Genomic DNA, 19160 nt, shown 5'->3' on the forward strand with positions numbered 1-19160 from the left:
TTTTTGCCGTTTGTCAACCGGACAGGAGACGAAAAATGCAATTTTGGCAACACCTGCAAATCAGGCAGTATTGATAAATAAAAATTTGTTTATTTTTTAACGGCGTATCAGATACAGCAAGATTCTATACTTGACAAATGCATTTTACACGGCTTATACTGATATTATGTAAAAGACAAGCAAGGGTGCTGTGATGAGCGGCTGAGAGGGCGAGAAACCCAACCTTTTGAACCTGTTGGTTAATGCCATTGTAGGGAAGCTGTCGCATTGCTGGGATTGAGTGCTTCGGTTTTGCCGCAGGGTGAAAACGAGGCGTTTTTTTATTTTCCCGGCAGCGATGATAAAATTGGAGGGAACAGGAATGAAAACAGTGCTTACTATTGCCGGTTCGGACTGCTCCGGCGGTGCAGGTGTACAGGCCGATCTGAAAACCATGGCGGCACACGGCGTGTTCGGCATGAGCGTTATCGTATCAGTCGTAGCGGAAAACACCGCACGCGTGATCGACATTCAGGACATCAGTCCCCGGATGATCGAGGAGCAGATTGACGCGGTGTTTGAAGACATCGTGCCGGATGCGGTTAAAATCGGCATGCTGTCCTCGCCGGAGTGCATGAAGGCGGTAGCCGGCAAGCTGGCACAGTACAAGCCGGCGCACATTGTGATTGATCCGGTGATGTTCGCTAAAAACGGTGATCCGCTGATGGATCCGGCGTCTGTCGGCGCACTTATTGAGACCGTGCTGCCGTTTGCCGAGGTGCTGACACCGAACGTACCGGAGGCGCAGTATCTGGCAGATATGGAAATCCGCACGCCGGAGGACATGGAGGAGGCGGCACGCCGCATCTATGCCAAGGGCTGCAGAAACGTGCTAGTCAAGGGCGGCAAGAACATCGCGGGCGCGGTGGATGTACTGTTTGACGGCGAGACCTGTCACCGCATTGAGATTGAGCAGATCGACACCACCAGCACGCATGGCACGGGCTGCACGCTGTCCTCTGCGATCGCATCCAATCTGGCGCTCGGCCACAGTGTACCCGAGGCGGTGAAGCTGGCTAAGGAGTATGTCACCGATGCCATCCGCCATGCGCCCGGTCTGGGACATGGCTGCGGTCCGCTGGGCCATTTTTGCCGTATTTTTTCGGAGGAGTAAGAGAAAATGAAGAAAAGTTCTATCCGTAAACTGACAATCGCAGGTGTTCTGGTCGCGGTAGCAGTCGTTGGCAGCCTGTTTTCCATTCCGGTGCTCGGCGCGAAGTGCTCGCCGGTGCAGCATATGGTGAATGTGCTCGGCGCTGTTCTGCTTGGACCGTGGTACGCACTTGGCATGGGCTTTGCAGCAGCACTGATTCGCAATGTGCTCGGCTTGGGAAGTCTGCTGGCGTTCCCGGGTTCGATGATCGGTGCGCTGCTGTGTGGTCTGGCCTACAAGGCCTGCCCGAAGCTGCCGGTCGCTTACATCGGTGAGGTATTCGGCACCGGCATTCTCGGCGGTCTGGCTTCCTACCCGATTGCCGCATTCGTGATGGGCAATACCAAGGCAGCTCTGTTCACCTTTGTGCCGTCCTTCCTCGTGTCCACTGCGGTAGGTGCCGCAATTTCTGTTCTGGTGCTGAGTGCCCTCAAGCGCACGCATGTTCTCAGCACACTGGAAGGTGCTAAGCATTGATCGAAACCATTAAAACCGTTCTCGAAAATACACAGAACCGCACACCGATGGTGCATTCCATCACCAATAATGTTACCATCAACGATTGCGCGAATATCATCCTTGCGGCAGGCGGCACGGCCATTATGGCGCAGGATGAGCGCGAGGTCGAGGAGATTACCTCGCACGCGCAGGCGCTTGTACTCAACATGGGTGCTGTCCGCGCGCAGGAGGCCATGCTGCGTGCAGCCAAGATTGCCAGGCGAAACGGCAATCCGGTCGTACTCGATCCGGTAGCCGCCGGTGCCAGCACGCTCCGGCGTGAAATGTGTTCCCGTCTGTTAAGTGAAAATCTTGTTTCGGTCATTCGCGGCAATGCATCCGAAGTGCGGGCGCTCGCCGCAGGAGCCGAGCAGGAAACCGGCGTGGAAGCCAGTGCGCTCGACAGCGTGACCGAGGACAATTTACAGGAATCCGCAGCGTGGCTGCGGTCGTTCAGCCGCCGGACCGGAGCTGTTGTCATGCTCACCGGCGCGATGGATGTAATTACCGATGGAACCCGTACCGCAGTGGTGCGCGGTGGCAGTGCGTATCTGCGGCGGATCACCGGCGCGGGCTGTATGCTCACTTCGCTGACCGGCGTATACTGCGGTGCGAATCCAGATACATTGTTAGAAGCCGCAGTCACGGCATCGGAGGTGATGAAGCATTGCGGAGAAACAGCCGAGGCGCGTGTGCGTAAAGAGATGGAGGGCACCGCTTCCTTTCGTACGCGCCTGATCGACGCGGTAAGTCTGCTGAACGCGGACGAGCTGACGCCGAACCTCTGTTTGCAGATTCTGTAAGCAGGAAAAGTGCTGCCGGCAGAATTTTGCCGTCAGTCTTAGGAAAATCATCAACATACTTTCATTGGGGGTACCACCTTGAACAACAAAACCACCGAAAGACTGCTTGCCGCAACGCAGGACATCTGGGAAGGCTATCTGAACCATCCGTTTGTCCACGGTATTGCCGACGGCAGCCTCGACATTCAAAAATTTCGTTTTTATCTTCTGCAGGATTATGTTTATCTGTTTGATTACGCAAAGGTATTCGCGCAGGGCGTTGTCAAGTCCCGTGATCCCGAGATCATGCGCGTGTTCGCAACCTCGGTGGCGAATATTCTCGGCGGCGAGATGAACATTCACCGCGGCTACATGGGCCGTCTCGGCATCACCGAGGAGGATGCAGAGCGCGTCAAGCCATCGCTGAATAACGAGTCTTACACCTCATACATGCGCGCTGTTGCGGCCGAGGAAGGTCCGGCGGAGATCATGGCGGCTGTGCTTTCGTGTGCACTCAGCTATGAATACATCGCCAAGTGGATCGTCGCCAACTACCCGAACGCCGATCAGCATGAGTTCTACGGTGAGTGGGTACAGGGCTACGCATCCGAGGACTATGCGGCAGAAAACCGCAAGCTGGTCGCTTATATGGAGCGTCTGAGTGAGGGCTATACCGAGTCGCAGCTTGCGCGTCTGACCGATATTTTCGTCGCGTGCTCGCGCTACGAGAGCATGTTCTGGGACATGGCCTGGAACGAGGCGATATAAGCCATGCTGGAGTTTCAGAGCGTCGTTTTTCAGTACGACAGTGAGGATTTTAACATCATTGACGGTCTGTCCTTCCATCTTGAGAAGGGAGAATTTGTGTCGGTCATCGGGCCGTCCGGCTGCGGCAAATCCACGATTTTTCGCCTGACCAACCAGCTTCTGCCGCGCAGGAGCGGTGAAATTCTGGTGGACGGCAAGAGCATCGACGGACGGCGCGGCTACTGCGGCTACATGCCGCAGCGCGACCTGCTGTTTCCGTGGCGCACGGTGAACGAAAACCTGCGTCTGCCGATGGAGATTCGCGGCGGCATTTCCCGCGCGGAGATGGACAAGCGTGTGGCGGAAACGCTTGAGCACGTTGGTCTGGCTGGCTGGGGCGACAAGCGCCCGGAGGAGCTTTCCGGCGGCATGCGTCAGCGTGCGGCATTCGCGCGTACGCTGCTGACCGGCTCGGAACTGCTGCTGCTCGATGAACCTTTTTCCGCGCTCGACTTTCTCACGCGCATCACGATGCAGGAGTGGCTGCTCGATCAGTGGGAGCAGGACAGCAAGACCGTCCTGTTCATCACTCACGATGTAGAGGAGGCTATTTTCCTGTCTGGCCGTGTTCTGGTCGTGGAGGATACACCAATCCGCAAGCTGCACTCGTTTGAGGTGCCTGCACCGTATCCGCGCACGCGTGCGTGCCTGACCGACCCGAAGATGCTTGAGTTGAGAGAAAATCTGATTTCTCTGCTCAGAAAAGAGGTGCAGGCATGAAAAAGAATGCAAATCTGCCCGCACTGATCTTTATGTTCGCGTTGCTCATCGTCTGGCAGTGCATAGCCATGGGCATGAATGCGGCCTACATTCTGCCGTCGCCGACACAGGTGCTTGTGCGCCTGTGGGAGCTGCGCAAACCGCTGTTCACCGCACATCTGCCGGCCACCATGCTGTGTACCGGAGTCGGCCTTGCGATTTCGATCGCGCTCGGTCTGCTGCTCGCCATCGTAATGGACGCGAGTCCGTCGGCGGAGAAAATGCTGTACCCGCTCATCGTCGCTTCACAGACCATTCCGACAACCGCACTTGCGCCGCTGTTTGTGCTCTGGTTCGGCTACACGATCTGGAGCAAGGTGCTCGTCACCGTGCTCATCACGTTCTTCCCGATCGCGATGACCGTGTTTGACGGCTTCCGCTCGGCGAAGACCGATATGGTCGATATGCTCAAGACCTTCGGTGCAGGCAAGAAGGAAATTTTCCTCAAGCTGAAGATTCCGGCAGCGCTGCCGTACTTTTTCTCGGCGCTCAAAATGGCGATCCCGATGTCGATCATCGGAGCTGCGATCGGCGAGTGGCTGGGCGCACAGGCCGGTCTCGGCTATTTCAGCCGCCGCATGATGACGCAGCTGGACGGCGCTGGCGTGTTTGCACCGATCGTACTGCTGAGCGTGGTTGCGATGATCGCAGTAGGCGTTGTAAGCTGGTTGGAAAAGAAAATTATCACCTGGCGCAGCAGCTTATAAACTTGATAACACAATTTTAAGAAAAAACGAAATTTTTGTTCTAACATAAGGAGAAAAACATATATGAAAAAGCGTATTCTTGCACTTCTGGCAGCAGGCACCATGCTGCTGACCGGCTGCGGCGCACAGAACGCCGCACAGTCTGATGCGGCAAACAGCGGCAGCGATGATCTGCAGCACCTGACCGTTGTGCTCGACTGGTATCCGAATGCCCTGCATGCATTTCTGTACGAAGCGCAGGAGAAGGGTTACTTCGCCGAGGAAGGTCTGGATGTGGATATCCAGTCCCCGGCAGGCGTAAACGATGCTATGAGCATGGTTGCCGCCGGCAAGGCAGACATTGGTCTGTATTATCAGCAGGATGTCATTCAGGCTCGTGCAGAGCAGAATGTGCCGATCAAGTCCATCGGTGCAGTGGTTCAGGGTCCGCTGAACATCATCCTGTCGCTCAAGGACAAGAACATCACCAAGCCGCAGGATCTCGAGGGCAAGACTATCGGCTACGCGGGCACCGAGCTTTCCGAGGCACTGGTCCGCAGCATTATGCAGTCCAACGGCGCCGATCCGAACAGCGTGAACATGGTTGACGTTGGCTTCGACCTGATGAGCTCGATGACCACCGGCAACGTCGATGCAACCATCGGCTGTCTGGTCAACCACGAGGTACCGCAGATGGAGAAGGAAGGCTTCGAGGTCAATTACTTCTTCCCGGATGATTACGGTGTGCCGAAGTATTACGAAGGTATTTTCCTCGCAAGCGATGATATGATTGCGAACAATTCCGATACGCTGAAGGGCTTCCTGCGCGCTTGCAGCAAGGGCTTTGAGGACTTCAAGAGCAACACCGACGATGTTCTGCAGGTTCTGCTCGACAATCAGGATGAGGCAAACTTTGCACTCGACCCGGATGTAGAGAAGAAGTCCTGTGAGACGCTGCTGCCGCTCATGGAGACCGAGGACGCCAAGTTCCTCTCTCAGACCGAGCAGTGCTGGCAGGAAAATATTGACTGGATGTACGATCAGGGCCTGATCGCAGAGAAGCCGGATGTTTCCGACGTTATGGTAAACCTCGACTTCTAAAAATACGCATATAGAACAGGGGACAGAGCATTGGCTCTGTCCCTTTTGTGTTATCCGTCCAGCTTGTCGATCATCTCGCGCATTGTGTTCGCAGAACGCTGCAGCTGTGCCAGTTCTTCCTCGGAGAGCGGAATATCCAGCACAGCTTCCGCGCCGTTTCGTCCGACGATAGTCGGCACACCCAGACAAATACCGTCCACGCCGTAGTGTCCGTAAATCATCGAAGTGACCGGCAGCACGGAATGTTCATTGCGTACAATGGCCTCCGCGATGCGCCGCACCGCCATGCCAATACCGTAATAGGTTGCGCCTTTGCTGTCGATAATCTGATACGCTGCATCGCGCACATGCTCGTAAATGCGGGAAAGCTCATCTGCAGGCTTGGTGATGCCGGCAATGCGGCAGTAATCGTCCAGATCGGCACCGGAGATATTAGCGCTCGACCATACCGCCAGCTCGCTGTCGCCGTGCTCGCCAATGATGAACGCATGCACGTTGCGGCTGTCCACGCCAAGCCGCTGTCCGAGCAGATACTTGAGCCGCGCGGTATCCAGCACGGTACCGGAACCGAGTACACGTCCGGCAGGGAAGCCGCTCAGCTGCTGCGCCAGACAGGTCAGCACATCGACCGGATTGGACACAACCAGCAGAATCGCCTCACGATTGACTGCCGTAAGCCGTGCTATGATGGAGGACAGAATGCCTTTATTTCGTCCGAGCAGCTCCAAACGGCTTTCGTCGGGCTTCTGGTTTGCGCCTGCCGCAATGATGATAAGACCGCATTCGGCGAGGTCAGCATAGTCTCCGGCCATGACGCGGCACGGCTTGCTGAACGCCACACCATGATTGATGTCCGCAGCTTCACCGATAGCCTTGTCGCGGTTCATATCCACGAGTACCAGATCGGAGAACAGTCCGGAAACCGCCAATGTGTATGCGCAGGTCGCGCCGACAAAGCCCACGCCGATCACGCCGCATTTTTGAATATTCGTCATATTGGATACACTCCTTCTGCGAGTAGTATATCCGTTTTGTTGTTGGAAAACACATGGCTTTGTGCTATACTTATACTGTATTTTTATAGGCAATATCAGTTCAGGAGGATAGGACTATGAATAAATGGTTACGCGCTGTCTGCGTCGGCGCGGCTGCCGCTGCCATGCTGACCGCTTCGGCCTTTGCGGCAAATTATACGAATTGTGCAGATTCACTGCACGAAATGGGGCTGTTTCAGGGCACGCAGAACGGCTATGACCTCGACCGCACGCCGACCAGGGCGGAAGCGTCTGTCATGCTGGTGCGTCTGCTCGGCAAGGAGGCTGAAGCCAAGACGCTGACCTATACCGCGCCGTTTACCGATCTCAAGGGATGGGAAAAGCCGTATGTGCAGTATCTGTACAGCAACGGTCTGGCGAATGGCACGAACCGGACGACCTTCAATCCGACCGGCAAGTGCACCGCGCAGATGTACGCGGTGTTCCTGCTGCGTGCGCTCGGCTACTCGGATACGGCGGATTTCAGCTATGCGAACGCGATAGAGACTGCTCGTGAGCAGGGTATTTACGACACCGGTATCATCAACGTGCAGAATTTCCTGCGCGACGATGCTGCAGCGGCAAGCTACACGGCGCTGTCTGTTTCACCGAAGAACAGTGAAGGCACGCTGCTCGATCAGCTTGTCAGCGAAAACGCGATAACCGAAGCGAACGCGAAATCGTATCAGAATCTGTTTTCGACCTACGCGCAGTACCGCGAGACAACCGCCGGTATGGATGCTCTGCTGCATTACTCGGTCAACAGCGAATTTGCGTCTCCGGCGGCTGTGACCCATGACGGCAGGACGGTCATGCAGGTGCAGACGAGCGAGACCACCGTGTTCGACCGTGAGAAGAACGAACTGCTCACCGACCGCAAAATGACGCTTTCCGCGCCGAATACATCGGATAAGCAGCTGCTGACGCAGAGTTATCTGTCGGACGGTGCGCTGTATCACAAATTGAACGGCTCATGGTCGGCAGAGCTGGTGACTGCCGCTGAGCAGGAGGGCCTTGCCGCGATGTATGGCCGCGTACCGCTGGTATGTGTCGATTCGCTGAGCCAGCGTGCAGGCAGCTGGACCATTACCTGTGCCGATACGCCGAATGCGTACACCGAACTGCTCTGGTCGGTCGAAAGTGCACTGGGTGATTTAGACGAAGCCGTCCGGCTGCAGCCGACCACGGTAACACAGTCGGTCAGCGGCGGTACGATTCGCAGGCAGAGTGTTTCCGCAGCCTTCACGCTGGACGGCATGACGGCAGAGCCTGTTATCATCAGCACACTGGATAAAACCGGTGCAGATGCTGTGCTGAACGCGCCCAAGTAAACGCATAAGTTCCGCCTTTTTCGCATATTTGTGTGATACGGAGGTGCGGAGATGGAGAGACGGCTGAAATGCGGCGTTTGCGCCGCGGCGGCACTCGCGCTGGTGCTGTGCTTTGGCATGGAGCAGAAAACCCGTGCAATGCAGACGGCAGGGAACACCGAAGTTACGCTCGTCATTGATGCCGGACACGGCGGCTTCGACGGCGGTGCGGTCGGCGCGGATGGAACCGCCGAGCAGGATATCAATTTGAGCATTGCAAAACGGGTGCAAGTGCTGGCGAATTTCTTCGGTGTGCCGACTGCTATGACGCGGCCGGATGAAAATGCACTTGATTACGACCCTTCCCGCACGGTGCGAGAGAACAAAATCGCGGATATCAAGGCGAGAGAAAAGCTGGTAAACAGCATTCCGTCACCGGTGTTTTTGAGCATTCACCTGAATAAATTCAGTGACGCACAGTACCATGGCGCACAGGTGTTCTACTCGGCAGGGAATGTGCAGAGCAAGCCGCTGGCCGAGCAGATACAGCAGTGCCTGATCGACGGCTGCGACCCATTGAATCATCGCAAGGCTAAACAGGCAGACAGCGCCATCTATCTGATGAAAAAGCTGGACTGCCCGGCGGTTATCATCGAATGCGGCTTTCTGTCCAATCCGGCCGAAGAAGCGCGGCTGCGGGACGAAGCCTATCACAAACAACTTGCTGCCGCCGTGATCTGCGGATATTTACGCAGCCAGAGCGGAATGTAACGGAGGAAATATGAAGCAAAAGACAGTTTTTCTGTGCGGTGACTGCGGATATGAAAGTCCGAAATGGTACGGCAAATGTCCGTCCTGCGGCGCATGGAACACCATGAGCGAATTCAAGGAGAAGCCGGTTTCGGCGGCACGCGGCACAAATACATTTCAGCGCGGCGAATCGCGGCCGACGCTGCTCAAGGATATTGATACCGGAGACGAGAGCCGGTTCCATTCGGGCATCGGTGAACTTGACCGCGTTCTCGGCGGCGGCGCTGTACACGGCTCGTTTGTGCTGGTCGGCGGTGAGCCGGGCATCGGCAAATCGACGCTTCTGCTGCAGATGTGTCAGGAAATGTGCAAAAACGCACGCGTGCTCTATGTTTCGGGCGAGGAATCGCTCAAGCAGATCAAAATTCGTGCGGCACGCCTGCACATTTCTTCACCCGAGCTGTACATCCTTGCAGAGACCGACATGGAGCAGATCATCAACGAAACCGAGCTGCTCGAGCCGGATATTCTGATCGTGGACTCTATCCAGACGGTCTACAAGCGTGATTTAACTGCCGCTCCCGGCGGTACAACGCAGATCAAGGAATGCGCGATGAGCCTGATGCAGTACGCGAAGAATCGCAACGTGACGATTTTTATTGTTGGTCATGTCAACAAAGAGGGTACGCTGGCAGGTCCCAAAATCCTCGAGCATATGGTAGACTGCGTGCTGTATTTCGAGGGGGAATCCGCCGGTCCGTTCCGCTGTCTGCGTGCGGCGAAAAACCGTTACGGCTCGACCAATGAAATCGGCGTGTTTGAGATGAGCGATCACGGTCTGCTCGAGGTGCAGAATCCGTCTGCGGCTATGCTGGCCGGTCATCCGCAGGGTGCGTCAGGTAACTGCATTGCCTGTGTGATGGAGGGCAGCCGTCCTCTGCTCGCCGAGGTGCAGGCGCTTGCTGCGAAAACGCAGTTTGGTGTGCCCCGCCGCACCGCTGCCGGCGTGGACTACAACCGCATGGTGCTGCTGCTCGCCATTCTGGAAAAACGCTGCGGGCTGTTTCTCTCATCGAGCGATGTGTACGTCAACGTCGTCGGCGGCATGCGGCTGGACGAGCCTGCTGTGGATTTGCCGATGGTGCTGGCAATCGCATCCAGCTTTCGGGACAAGCCGCTGCCGGAAGGCGTCATGAGCTTCGGCGAGGTCGGTCTGACCGGCGAGCTGCGCGCGGTATCCAATCCGGGACAGCGTATCAATGAAGCATATCGTCTTGGTTTCCACACCTGCATCATGCCCATGCAGGATGTGGACGAGGACCTGCTGCAGAAAATGAATATCGTGCGTGCGAAAACCGTCGGTGACGCGATTCGTGCCGTATTGTGAGCATAATTTACACCTCCTCTCCGCAGACTAAACTCAGTTTGCGTCAGGGGAGGTTTTGCATTTGGAGAAAAAGATCCGCGCGGTGCTGCTTACGACGGCAGGTGTGCTGACGGCAATGCTGTTCTGGTCGTGGAAGCACCGTCCACCGGAGGCGGTTTTGGTACGCACAGCGGCCGCCGAAACGCAGGATATCTACAATAGTGTGACGATTTTCGGTACGGTCGAGTCCGCAGAGAGCACAGCGGTTTGTCCGGCGAAAAATGGTGTAGTAAGTGCAGTGTATGCCGAGGCAGGCGACACCGTGCAGAAGGGTGATATTCTGTGCACGCTGACTGATATCGGCAGATCGCAAACAGCTGCGGATTACTGGCAGACCGCACAGAGCGTGTTTGCAATTTCCGGCACGGTGAACACTGTCACCGCCGAGGACGCTCACGCGCTGTATGCGCCGATGGACGGTACTGTGCTGACCGTTCCGCAGGCGGGCGAGAGTGTATCGGCCGATATGCCGTGCATACAAATTGCGAATCCGGATAAGCTGCGCGTGCGTGCGCAGTCTCCCGAGCTATATGTAGGAGAGCTTGCTGTCGGGCAGCGCGCTAACATCACATTTTCGGCAGTGGACGGCACCTTTCACGCCGAATTAACCGCAATTGCTCCTGCGGCTGTGAAAACCTTTAGTCTGACAAACGAAGATGCCGAAGCAACCGTTGAGGTGCTGCTCGATTTGAACGGCTCAACCGAAAATCTGCGCCCCGGTTATTCCGCGACCGTTAAGGTGCTCACAGACCATCGAGACGATGCTGCGGTTGTACCATATGAAGCAATTTGCCAGCGCGGAGAACAAGAGTTTGTATTCTGCGTGCAGGACGGCCATGCCGTGCAGTGCGCGGTACAGACCGGCTATCTGCTCGAGGATACGGTTGAAATTATAGACGGCTTGCCAACAGGTGTATCGGTCATTCTGTCGCCGCCCGATGAATTGACTGACGGTGATCCGGTGGAGGTACAGACATGAGACTGCGGGATATTCTGTCACTTGCGGCACATAATCTGCGGGAAAGTCCGCTGCGGACGGCACTTTGCGCGCTTTCTGTTGCGGTTGGAAGCGGTGCACTGCTGCTTATCCTTTCCATTGGTCTGTATGGGCGAAAACAGGTGGACGTCGGTTTGCAGACACTCGGCGTCAGCGGTTTATCGGTGTACACGGAAAGCGGACACGCGGGAACGATACTCTCGGCAGCACTGGCGGATGAGATAGAGCAGGATGTGGACGGCATTCGCACGCTGATGCCGATCAAGGCGCAGAGCGGCACCGTGCGCGTCGGACACACAACTGAGCACGCGGTACTTCTCGGTGCAGACGAACGGCTCGGTGAAGTCATGCAGATGGAGATGCTGGCAGGCACACTGCCGAACGCATGGCAGTGTGCAAACGCTGAGCCGGTCGCCGTGGTCGGCGATGATCTGGCACAGGCGCTGTACAGACGGACAAATATCACCGGACGGCAGATTCGGCTAAAGGTAAACGGCACCGACCGGTATTTCACGGTATGCGGTGTTGTGCGGGCACAGACGGGGGCATTCGGCGGAATGCTGTCGGCGGTTGCACCGCATCTGGTCTATGTGCCGTATGTGTGTATCGCGTCGCAAACCGAACGCACGGATCAAGTGTTCGTGCAGTGCATTTCGCAGGCAGATACTGCTTCGGTCAGCTCTCAGATCGAAAAGTACCTGACCGATCGACAGCAGGTGCGCGGCGTGCATGTACAGAATATGTCGGGTGCGGTGCAGACCGTACAGCAGCTTGCCGAAATGGGAATCGGCCTGTTTGCCGCCGTCGGTGCGGTAACACTGTTTGTCGCGCTCATCGGTGTGATGGGAAGCATGCTGGCTGCCGCTCACGAGAAAACAGGGGAGATCGGCATTCTGCTGGCGCTCGGCGCACAGCCGCATGATATTCGCCGGACATTTCTCCTGCAGGCTGTGCTGCTGTGCCTGTTCGGCGGAACCGCCGGTCTGGCAGCCGCAGGTGCGCTCCTGCACTTCGGAGCAGCACTGCTCCTGCCGGAAGGCCGTGTGTTTGCCGGATTGCTGATACTTTCCACACTCAGCGGAGCCGCTGCCGGACTGCTCCCGGCGGTTCGTGCGGCTGCTCTCGATCCAATCGACGCAATATGCAAATAACTCTTTTCTTTCGCCTTTATTTGTGCTATCATTAACAGTGACAAATAACGAATAGGGCGACTGTACCGTAGAAAGGAATGGAGTTTGCATGCGCCATATTATTGATTTATGTGATTTAACGGAAAAGGAATTTTCCGATCTGTACAAGCTGGTCAGCAATATTATCGACCGACCGGAGGGTTATGTAGATGCCTGCCGCGGCAAGGTGCTGGGCAGCCTGTTTTATGAACCTTCTACCCGTACCAACCTGTCGTTTTCCACCGCGATGATGAGACTGGGCGGCAGTGTTGTCGGTTTTTCCGATCCGAACGCTACTTCTGCGTCTAAGGGCGAAACGCTCAAGGATACTATCAACATGGTATCCAGCTATGCGGATATGATCGTCATGCGCAACCCGCGAGAGGGTGCAGCCAAGGTAGCTTCAATGTACTCGTCTGTGCCGGTCATCAATGCCGGCGACGGCGGTCATCTGCACCCGACCCAGACGCTTGCCGATATGATTACCATTCTGCGTATGCGCGGCTCGGCTGACGATATGAAGATTGGCCTGTGCGGTGATTTGAAGTACGGCCGTACCGTGCATTCTCTGCTGCATTTTCTGCAGCGGTATCATAATGTACAGTTTTATCTGATTGCACCTGATGCACTCAAGCTGCCGGACTATATGGTAAAATTCCTGAAAGACAACAATATGCCGTTCTGCGAGGTAGACAGCATTGATGAAGTTCTTCCCGAGTTGGATGTGCTGTACATGACCCGCATTCAGCGCGAGCGCTTTGTCACGGCAGAGGAGTACACAAACCTTGAAGGCAATTATCAGCTGACTGCTGAGAAGATGAAGCGCGCCAAGAAGGACATGCTGGTGCTTCATCCGCTGCCGCGTGTTGATGAGATTGCACAGGACGTGGATGATGATCCGCGTGCGGTCTACTTCCGCCAGGCACGATTCGGCATGTTCGGCCGTATGGCACTGCTGCTGACGCTGTCCAAGCTGCCGTTCGAGCGTGCCGGTCATCATGAAATCGGTGCAGATCCTGGCATCCGCTGCTCCAACCACAAGTGCATTACAAGAAGCGAGCTGTATGTACCGCTGCACGGCAAGGTCGGTGACCGCTGTCCGTACTGCGATGCCGCGATAGAGCTGCAGCTGTAATAAAAAACAAAGGGGCTGTTGCAGAACAGGTCCGCAAAGAGCGCAGGGACGAAAGGCTGCATAAGGCATTTCGTCCCTGTGCCTGTTTTCGGAAATGGGTGGTTTGATTTTGTTTCACACCTTAATCATAAAGCAAAAAGACGAGTAAGCACTCCCTTTCGAGGGAACTTACTCGTCTTTTCTTACGCACTATTTTGCAGCGCGCCCCTTTTGTTACTTATCGCTGTTTTTCGGCTGTTTTACAGGCACACGCTCACCGTTCGGCCGGATTTCCGCCAGCGGATTTCTTGCCGCAGCTTCACGCATGTTTTCATTCTCGATGTGGGTATAGATCATGGTCGTATCCACACTCGAGTGACCAAGAATGCTTTGCAGCGTGCGGATATCCACGCCGTTCTGGTACATGAGCGTTGCTGCTGTGTGACGCAGCTTGTGCGCAGAGTATTTTTTCTGATCGAGACCGGCCTGACCGATATATTTCTTTACCAGCCACTTGACTGTCTGTGCGTTAATACGGTTGCGCTTTTTGCTGACAAACAGCGCGTCCGCGTCCTGCTCGTTCGGCTCCAGGCGTTTGGGCAGATACTGCTCGAGTGCGGCAAGACACGCATCATTGAGAAATACCGTCCTCTGCTTGCCGCCCTTACCGAGCACGCGCACGGTATCGTCCTTGAAGTCGGTCAGATTCAGTCCGACCAGTTCGGAAACACGCATGCCGCAGTTAAGGAAAAACGTCAGGATGCAGTAATCTCGCTCGGCATACGGGCCGGTGACGGATTCCAGAAGCCGCACGCTGTCGTCCGTTGTAAGATAAGTCGGCAGAGATTTACGGACAGTCGGCGCTTCCAGTCCGCTGACCGGATTGACCTCTAAAACATGCTGTTTATCGGTTAAATACCGAAAAAACGCGCGTATCGCAGAGACCTTGCGTGCACGCGAGTTGACACTCAATCCGTAATTGGTGTGGTTGCTGTTCTGCTGAGTTGGGCGGCTCTGCGCCATGTATTCCAGATAATCATAGGTGTCCGACAGCGTGATATCACGGATAAAATCCAGATCAATGTCGCTGATGTCGATCTCATCAAGCGGAAGATTTTTATCGACTGCGCCTTTGTTGTGCTTGAGTACGCGAAAAAACAGCCGCAAATCAAGATAATACTCGTGTGCGGTTTTTGCGGATTTGCCGCGTATTGTGGAAATATAGGTTAAAAAATCCCGCAAAACGCGCGGTGCGTCTGCGGCGTATTCGTTCATCGGCTTGTCCATTGCTGCGCTCTCCTCGCCTGCTGTGATACTGTATTTATTATAACGCATTCTGCAATTTGCGTCAAACTTGCAATTTTCGGAAAAACAACGTATAATAAAGCCAACAACTTAATGGAAGGGGCATGGCTGATGAGCCGAATTTCTATTCAGCGCGGAGATATTACCCAATGCACGACAGATGCGATCGTAAACGCTGCCAACACGTCCCTGCTGGGCGGCGGCGGTGTGGACGGTGCCATTCATCGTGCAGCAGGACCGGAGCTGCTGGCGGAATGCCGCACGCTCGGCGGCTGTCGGACTGGCGAAGCCAAAGCAACACGAGCATATCGTCTGCCATGTCGGTATGTCATTCATACGCCGGGACCGATCTGGCGCGGTGGACATGCGGGTGAGGCGGTACTGCTGGCAGGCTGCTATCAAAACTGCCTGCGCATTGCATCTGAATTAAATTGCAAAACCGTGGCGTTTCCGTCCATCAGCACCGGTGTGTATCGCTTTCCGCTGAATCGTGCCGCTGAAATCGCTATCCGTACGATTGAGGAATATCTTTCAACTCATGCAGAAATTGAGCAGGTAAGCATGATCTGCTTTGATGGAACCACGCTTTCGGCGTATCAAAACGCGCTTTCTGAACGGGAGGCTAACCATGTCTAAAAATCCGAATCAAAAGCTGAAGCTGCTGTATTTATACCAAATCCTGCTGCAGCGAACGGATGAGAACCATAAACTTACCACAGATGAACTGCGTGCGGCGCTCGAGCGCTGCGGCATTACCGCTGAGCGCAAAAGTATTTATTCGGACATCGAAGCACTCCAGAATTTTGGTCTGGATGTAATTTGTCAGAGAGGTACCGGCGGCGGCTATTACGTCGCGTCACGCGAATTTGAACTGCCCGAGCTCAAGCTGCTCGTGGATGCAATCCAGTGCTCCCGCTTTATCACCGAGAAAAAATCCAACGAGCTCATCGGCAAAATCGAGCACCTCACCAGTGACCATGAAGCGCATACGCTCCAGCGTCAGGTGTATGTTTCCGAACGTGTGAAAACGCTTAATGAGCAGATTTACTACAATATTGATGCGCTGCATGCGGCCATATCCAACGATGTCCAGATTACGTTTCACTATTTCAACTGGGTGCTGAATTTCTCTGCCAGTCCGCGCATTCAAAAGCAGTACCGCCGAGATGGTGCGCGCTACCGCGTCAGTCCGTGGGCACTGACGTGGGACAATGAAAATTACTATCTGATTGCCTTCGATCACGATGCCGGTGAAATCCGCCACTACCGCGTAGATAAGATGGATTCACTTGTGCAGACCGACCTGCCTCGTGAGGGTAAACAGCTGTTCGATGATCGGTTTGACGCGGCAGCCTACTCCCGTAAGGTGTTCGGCATGTTCTCCGGCGAGGAGAAAACCGTGAAGCTGAAATGCCTGAACCGCTTTATCGGTGTCATGCTCGACCGCTTCGGCAGCAGTCTGCGTCTGTTTCCGGCGGATAACGAACATTTTTATCTGGATGTGGATGTTGTCGTCAGTCCGCAGTTTTTTTCCTGGGTGTTCAGTCTGGAAGGCGATGTGCGCATTGTAAACCCGCCGGAGGTCTGCGAAGCGTTTGAAAAGCAGATTCACAAATTCATAGACTAAGTACCGTTTAACGTACTTTCCTTTTGTTATACTATGTACAACAAAAGGAAAGGGGATGCGCAAGATGAACTGCACTCTCGAATATGTAAACGGACACATTGAAGTATATGACGGAACCGGCGCGTTTCTTTTCTCTGCCGACACCAAGCAGGAGGCGCTTGAAGAACTCGAAGACGCCGCTTAATTTCGTAAAAAAGAGACTGTATCGGTGATACAGTCTCTTTTTCTTATCTTATACGCCAAATACGGAATCCGCATAATGCACGGTTGCCATAGCGTCCTTCGCGTAGCAGTCCGCGCCGATGGAATCTGCGTATTCCTGTGTGAGCACGGCACCGCCGACAACGACCTTGGTGCCCGGCTTTTTCTCACGCAGCTGTTTAATGGTATCTTCCATGCTGACAACCGTTGTCGTCATCAGCGCACTCAGGCCGACCACTGGAACATCTTCCTTGATAGCGGTATCAACGATCACCTCGGGCGGAACGTCCTTGCCGAGGTCGAGCACCTGATAGGCGTAGTTTTCCAGCAGAACCTTGACAATATTCTTGCCGATATCGTGAATATCTCCCTTGACGGTCGCAAGAATAATTTTGCCCTTGATCTGCTGGCTCTCGCCCTTCATCGCGTCCTTTACGACCTCGAAAGCCGCCTTGGCTGCTTCTGCGCTCATGAGCAGCTGCGGCAGGAACACGGTGCCCTTCTCGAAGCCCTTGCCGACGCGGTCAAGCGCCGGAATCAGCTCGTTGTTGACAACCTCGAGCGGCGGAACCGTCTGCAGCATTTCCTTTGCCGCGTCGATCGCACGTTCACGCAGGCCGCGTTCAATGCTCTCCGCAAGCGGCATCGCCGTGCCGCCTGCTGCCGCAGGAGCCGCTGCCGGCTGGTTGCCGTAGGCCGCAATGTAGCCCGCGCACTGCTCATCCAGGTTGGCCAGCGCCAGATAGGAACGATACGATTTCATCATCGCCTCGTTATTCGGGTTGATGATCGCGCAGGACAGACCGCTCTGCATCGCCATTGTGAAGAAGTTCGAGTTGACAATCTCACGCTGCGGCAGACCGAACGAAATGTTCGATACGCCGAGAATCGAGTGACCGTGCAGCTCATCACGAATGCGGCGCAGCGTTTCAAGCGTTACGAGAGCCGAACCGCTGTCCGACGAAATGGTCATCGCCAGACCGTCAATCACGATATCCTCATGCGGAATACCGTATTTCTCCGCTGTATCGTAAATCTTCTTTGCAATCCGGATGCGGCCCTCTGCCGTGGACGGAATGCCGTTTTCATCCAGTGCCAGACCAACAACAACACCGCCGTACTTGCGTACAAGCGGGAACACGGCTTCCATGCTTTCCATCTTGCCGCTGACCGAATTGATCATCGGCTTGCCGTTGTACAGACGCATGCCGCGCTCCATTGCGATGGTATCCGAGGTATCAATCTGCAGCGGCAGCGCGATAACACTCTGCAGGCGCGTAACAACGCGCTCCATCATCACGGGTTCGTCGATTTCGGGCAGACCGACGTTGACATCAAGAATATGTGCGCCGCTGTCCTCCTGCGCCATGCCTTCACCGAGGATGTACTCGATGTTATTCTCGCGCAGAGCTGCCTTGAATTTGCTCTTGCCGGTCGGGTTGATACGCTCACCAATGATAACCGGCTTCGGACCGATCTCCACGGCCTGCGAGAACGAGGAGACCACCGTACGGCGCTTGGCCACCGGCGGTCGGAACGGTACCTTACGGCACTTTTCGATGGTCAGCCGCAGATGCTCCGGCGTAGTGCCGCAGCAGCCGCCAAGTGCCTGCACGCCCATGCCTGCGATTTCTTCCATCAGGTCGGAAAACTCAGCAGGCGCGATATCGAATACCGTCTTGCCGTTTTCGCTGCGCGGCAGACCGGCATTCGGGTTGACGATGATCGGCAGTGAGCTGACCTGCGTCAGACGCTCGATGATCGGGTGCATCTGCTTCGGACCAAGACCGCAGTTAACGCCGAGCGCGTCTACGCGCAAGCCCTCGAGCATGGAAACCGTGGAATCCACCGTGCCGCCTGTCAGCAGCTTGCCTTTTTCATCGAAAATCAGCGTTACGAGCACCGGCAGGTCGCAGTTTTCCTTGGCAGCCAGCACAGCCGCCTTGGCCTCGTAGCTGTCGCTCATAGTTTCGATGAGCACGAGGTCTGCGCCCGCCGCCGCACCGATGCGAATGGTTTCTCCGAACAGCTCGACCGCCCGTTCAAACGGCAGGTCGCCCATCGGCTGGAGCAGCTTGCCGGTCGGGCCGATGTCAAGCGCGATATAGGCATCCTCTCGGCCTGCCTGCTGACGCGCGGTTTTTGCATGCGAAACTGCAGCTTGTACGATTTCCTGCAGGTTATCCGGATATTTAAGGGCATTTGCACCGAAAGTGTTGGTGTTCACCACATCACAGCCAGCTTCAAAGTAGCTGCGGTTCAGCGCAATAATCTCATCCGGATGGGACAGATTCCATGTTTCCGGCAGTTCACCGGCTTTTAAGCCGTGCTCCTGCAGGATGGTGCCCATGCCGCCATCGAAAAATACCCATTCTTTTCCCAGTCGTTCGGTCAGTTTCATT

Annotated in this window: 18 protein-coding genes; 15 read left to right on the forward strand and 3 right to left on the reverse strand. The window is 55.3% G+C overall.

The genetic code is table 11. The annotated features are described in order from the left end of the window. The first annotated feature begins 361 nt into the window (after positions 1-361). The 7 genes from thiD (at position 362) to DWZ82_RS08020 (ending at position 5825) form a co-directional block, all read left to right on the forward strand. Positions 362-1153, forward strand: a complete 792-nt coding sequence (thiD, locus tag DWZ82_RS07990) for a bifunctional hydroxymethylpyrimidine kinase/phosphomethylpyrimidine kinase (protein WP_118480029.1) — start codon at positions 362-364, stop codon at positions 1151-1153. Between the two features lie 6 nt (positions 1154-1159). Then, positions 1160-1669, forward strand: a complete 510-nt coding sequence (thiW, locus tag DWZ82_RS07995; RefSeq protein ID WP_118480031.1) for an energy coupling factor transporter S component ThiW — start codon at positions 1160-1162, stop codon at positions 1667-1669. After that, positions 1666-2493, forward strand: a complete 828-nt coding sequence (thiM, locus tag DWZ82_RS08000) for a hydroxyethylthiazole kinase (protein WP_243022916.1) — start codon at positions 1666-1668, stop codon at positions 2491-2493. Before thiW ends, thiM begins: the two co-directional genes overlap by 4 nt. Before the next feature lie 78 nt (positions 2494-2571). After that, on the forward strand, positions 2572-3240 hold the full coding sequence (tenA, locus tag DWZ82_RS08005) for a thiaminase II (protein ID WP_118480033.1): 669 nt from the start codon (positions 2572-2574) through the stop codon (positions 3238-3240). Between the two features lie 3 nt (positions 3241-3243). Next, on the forward strand, positions 3244-3999 hold the full coding sequence (locus DWZ82_RS08010) for an ABC transporter ATP-binding protein (RefSeq protein WP_118480035.1): 756 nt from the start codon (positions 3244-3246) through the stop codon (positions 3997-3999). After that, entirely contained in the window at positions 3996-4745 is a 750-nt protein-coding gene (locus tag DWZ82_RS08015; RefSeq protein WP_118480037.1) for an ABC transporter permease, read from the forward strand. Before DWZ82_RS08010 ends, DWZ82_RS08015 begins: the two co-directional genes overlap by 4 nt. Before the next feature lie 63 nt (positions 4746-4808). Further along, positions 4809-5825 (forward strand): ABC transporter substrate-binding protein, encoded by a 1017-nt coding sequence (locus DWZ82_RS08020; RefSeq protein ID WP_118285760.1) that lies wholly within the window; start codon positions 4809-4811, stop codon positions 5823-5825. A gap of 50 nt (positions 5826-5875) precedes the next feature. Here the strand turns inward: DWZ82_RS08020 and DWZ82_RS08025 are convergent, their stop codons facing one another. Then, entirely contained in the window at positions 5876-6820 is a 945-nt protein-coding gene (locus tag DWZ82_RS08025; protein WP_118480039.1) for an L-lactate dehydrogenase, read from the reverse strand. 116 nt (positions 6821-6936) lie between these two features. Between DWZ82_RS08025 and DWZ82_RS08030 the strand changes: the two genes are divergently transcribed. The 6 genes from DWZ82_RS08030 (at position 6937) to pyrB (ending at position 13646) form a co-directional block, all read left to right on the forward strand. Continuing rightward, positions 6937-8190: an S-layer homology domain-containing protein gene (locus DWZ82_RS08030; RefSeq protein ID WP_118480041.1), complete on the forward strand. Its 1254-nt coding sequence runs from the start codon at positions 6937-6939 to the stop codon at positions 8188-8190. A gap of 51 nt (positions 8191-8241) precedes the next feature. Further along, positions 8242-8940, forward strand: a complete 699-nt coding sequence (locus DWZ82_RS08035; RefSeq protein WP_118480043.1) for an N-acetylmuramoyl-L-alanine amidase — start codon at positions 8242-8244, stop codon at positions 8938-8940. A 10-nt stretch (positions 8941-8950) separates the two neighbouring features. Further along, entirely contained in the window at positions 8951-10306 is a 1356-nt protein-coding gene (radA, locus tag DWZ82_RS08040) for a DNA repair protein RadA (protein WP_110436803.1), read from the forward strand. A 61-nt stretch (positions 10307-10367) separates the two neighbouring features. After that, positions 10368-11324, forward strand: coding sequence for an efflux RND transporter periplasmic adaptor subunit (locus tag DWZ82_RS08045; protein WP_118480045.1), 957 nt, complete (start codon positions 10368-10370; stop codon positions 11322-11324). After that, positions 11321-12493 (forward strand): ABC transporter permease, encoded by a 1173-nt coding sequence (locus DWZ82_RS08050; RefSeq protein WP_118480047.1) that lies wholly within the window; start codon positions 11321-11323, stop codon positions 12491-12493. Before DWZ82_RS08045 ends, DWZ82_RS08050 begins: the two co-directional genes overlap by 4 nt. Before the next feature lie 88 nt (positions 12494-12581). Next, positions 12582-13646 carry an aspartate carbamoyltransferase gene (pyrB, locus tag DWZ82_RS08055; protein ID WP_118359360.1) on the forward strand — a complete coding sequence of 355 codons (1065 nt, stop codon included), beginning with the start codon at positions 12582-12584 and terminating at the stop codon, positions 13644-13646. A gap of 213 nt (positions 13647-13859) precedes the next feature. Here pyrB and DWZ82_RS08060 read toward each other — a convergent pair whose 3' ends face one another. Continuing rightward, the gene (locus tag DWZ82_RS08060; protein WP_117488071.1) at positions 13860-14912 is read right to left on the reverse strand and encodes a tyrosine recombinase XerC; all 1053 of its coding nucleotides are present in this window, start codon (positions 14910-14912) and stop codon (positions 13860-13862) included. Between the two features lie 129 nt (positions 14913-15041). Between DWZ82_RS08060 and DWZ82_RS08065 the strand changes: the two genes are divergently transcribed. Together DWZ82_RS08065 and DWZ82_RS08070 are read left to right on the forward strand one after the other, a co-directional pair. Continuing rightward, positions 15042-15566 carry an O-acetyl-ADP-ribose deacetylase gene (locus DWZ82_RS08065; RefSeq protein WP_116704923.1) on the forward strand — a complete coding sequence of 175 codons (525 nt, stop codon included), beginning with the start codon at positions 15042-15044 and terminating at the stop codon, positions 15564-15566. After that, entirely contained in the window at positions 15559-16557 is a 999-nt protein-coding gene (locus DWZ82_RS08070) for a helix-turn-helix transcriptional regulator (protein ID WP_118480049.1), read from the forward strand. The genes DWZ82_RS08065 and DWZ82_RS08070 overlap by 8 nt, the downstream gene beginning before the upstream one ends. 232 nt (positions 16558-16789) lie before the next feature. On the opposite strand, the gene DWZ82_RS08075 is transcribed toward DWZ82_RS08070, so the two are convergent. Then, positions 16790-19159, reverse strand: coding sequence for a homocysteine S-methyltransferase family protein (locus DWZ82_RS08075; RefSeq protein ID WP_118480051.1), 2370 nt, complete (start codon positions 19157-19159; stop codon positions 16790-16792). Position 19160: the final 1 nt, after the last annotated feature.

It is taken from the genome of Butyricicoccus sp. AF35-5AC (assembly GCF_003477715.1).
GTDB classification, from domain to species: Bacteria; Bacillota; Clostridia; order Oscillospirales; family Butyricicoccaceae; genus Agathobaculum; species Agathobaculum butyriciproducens.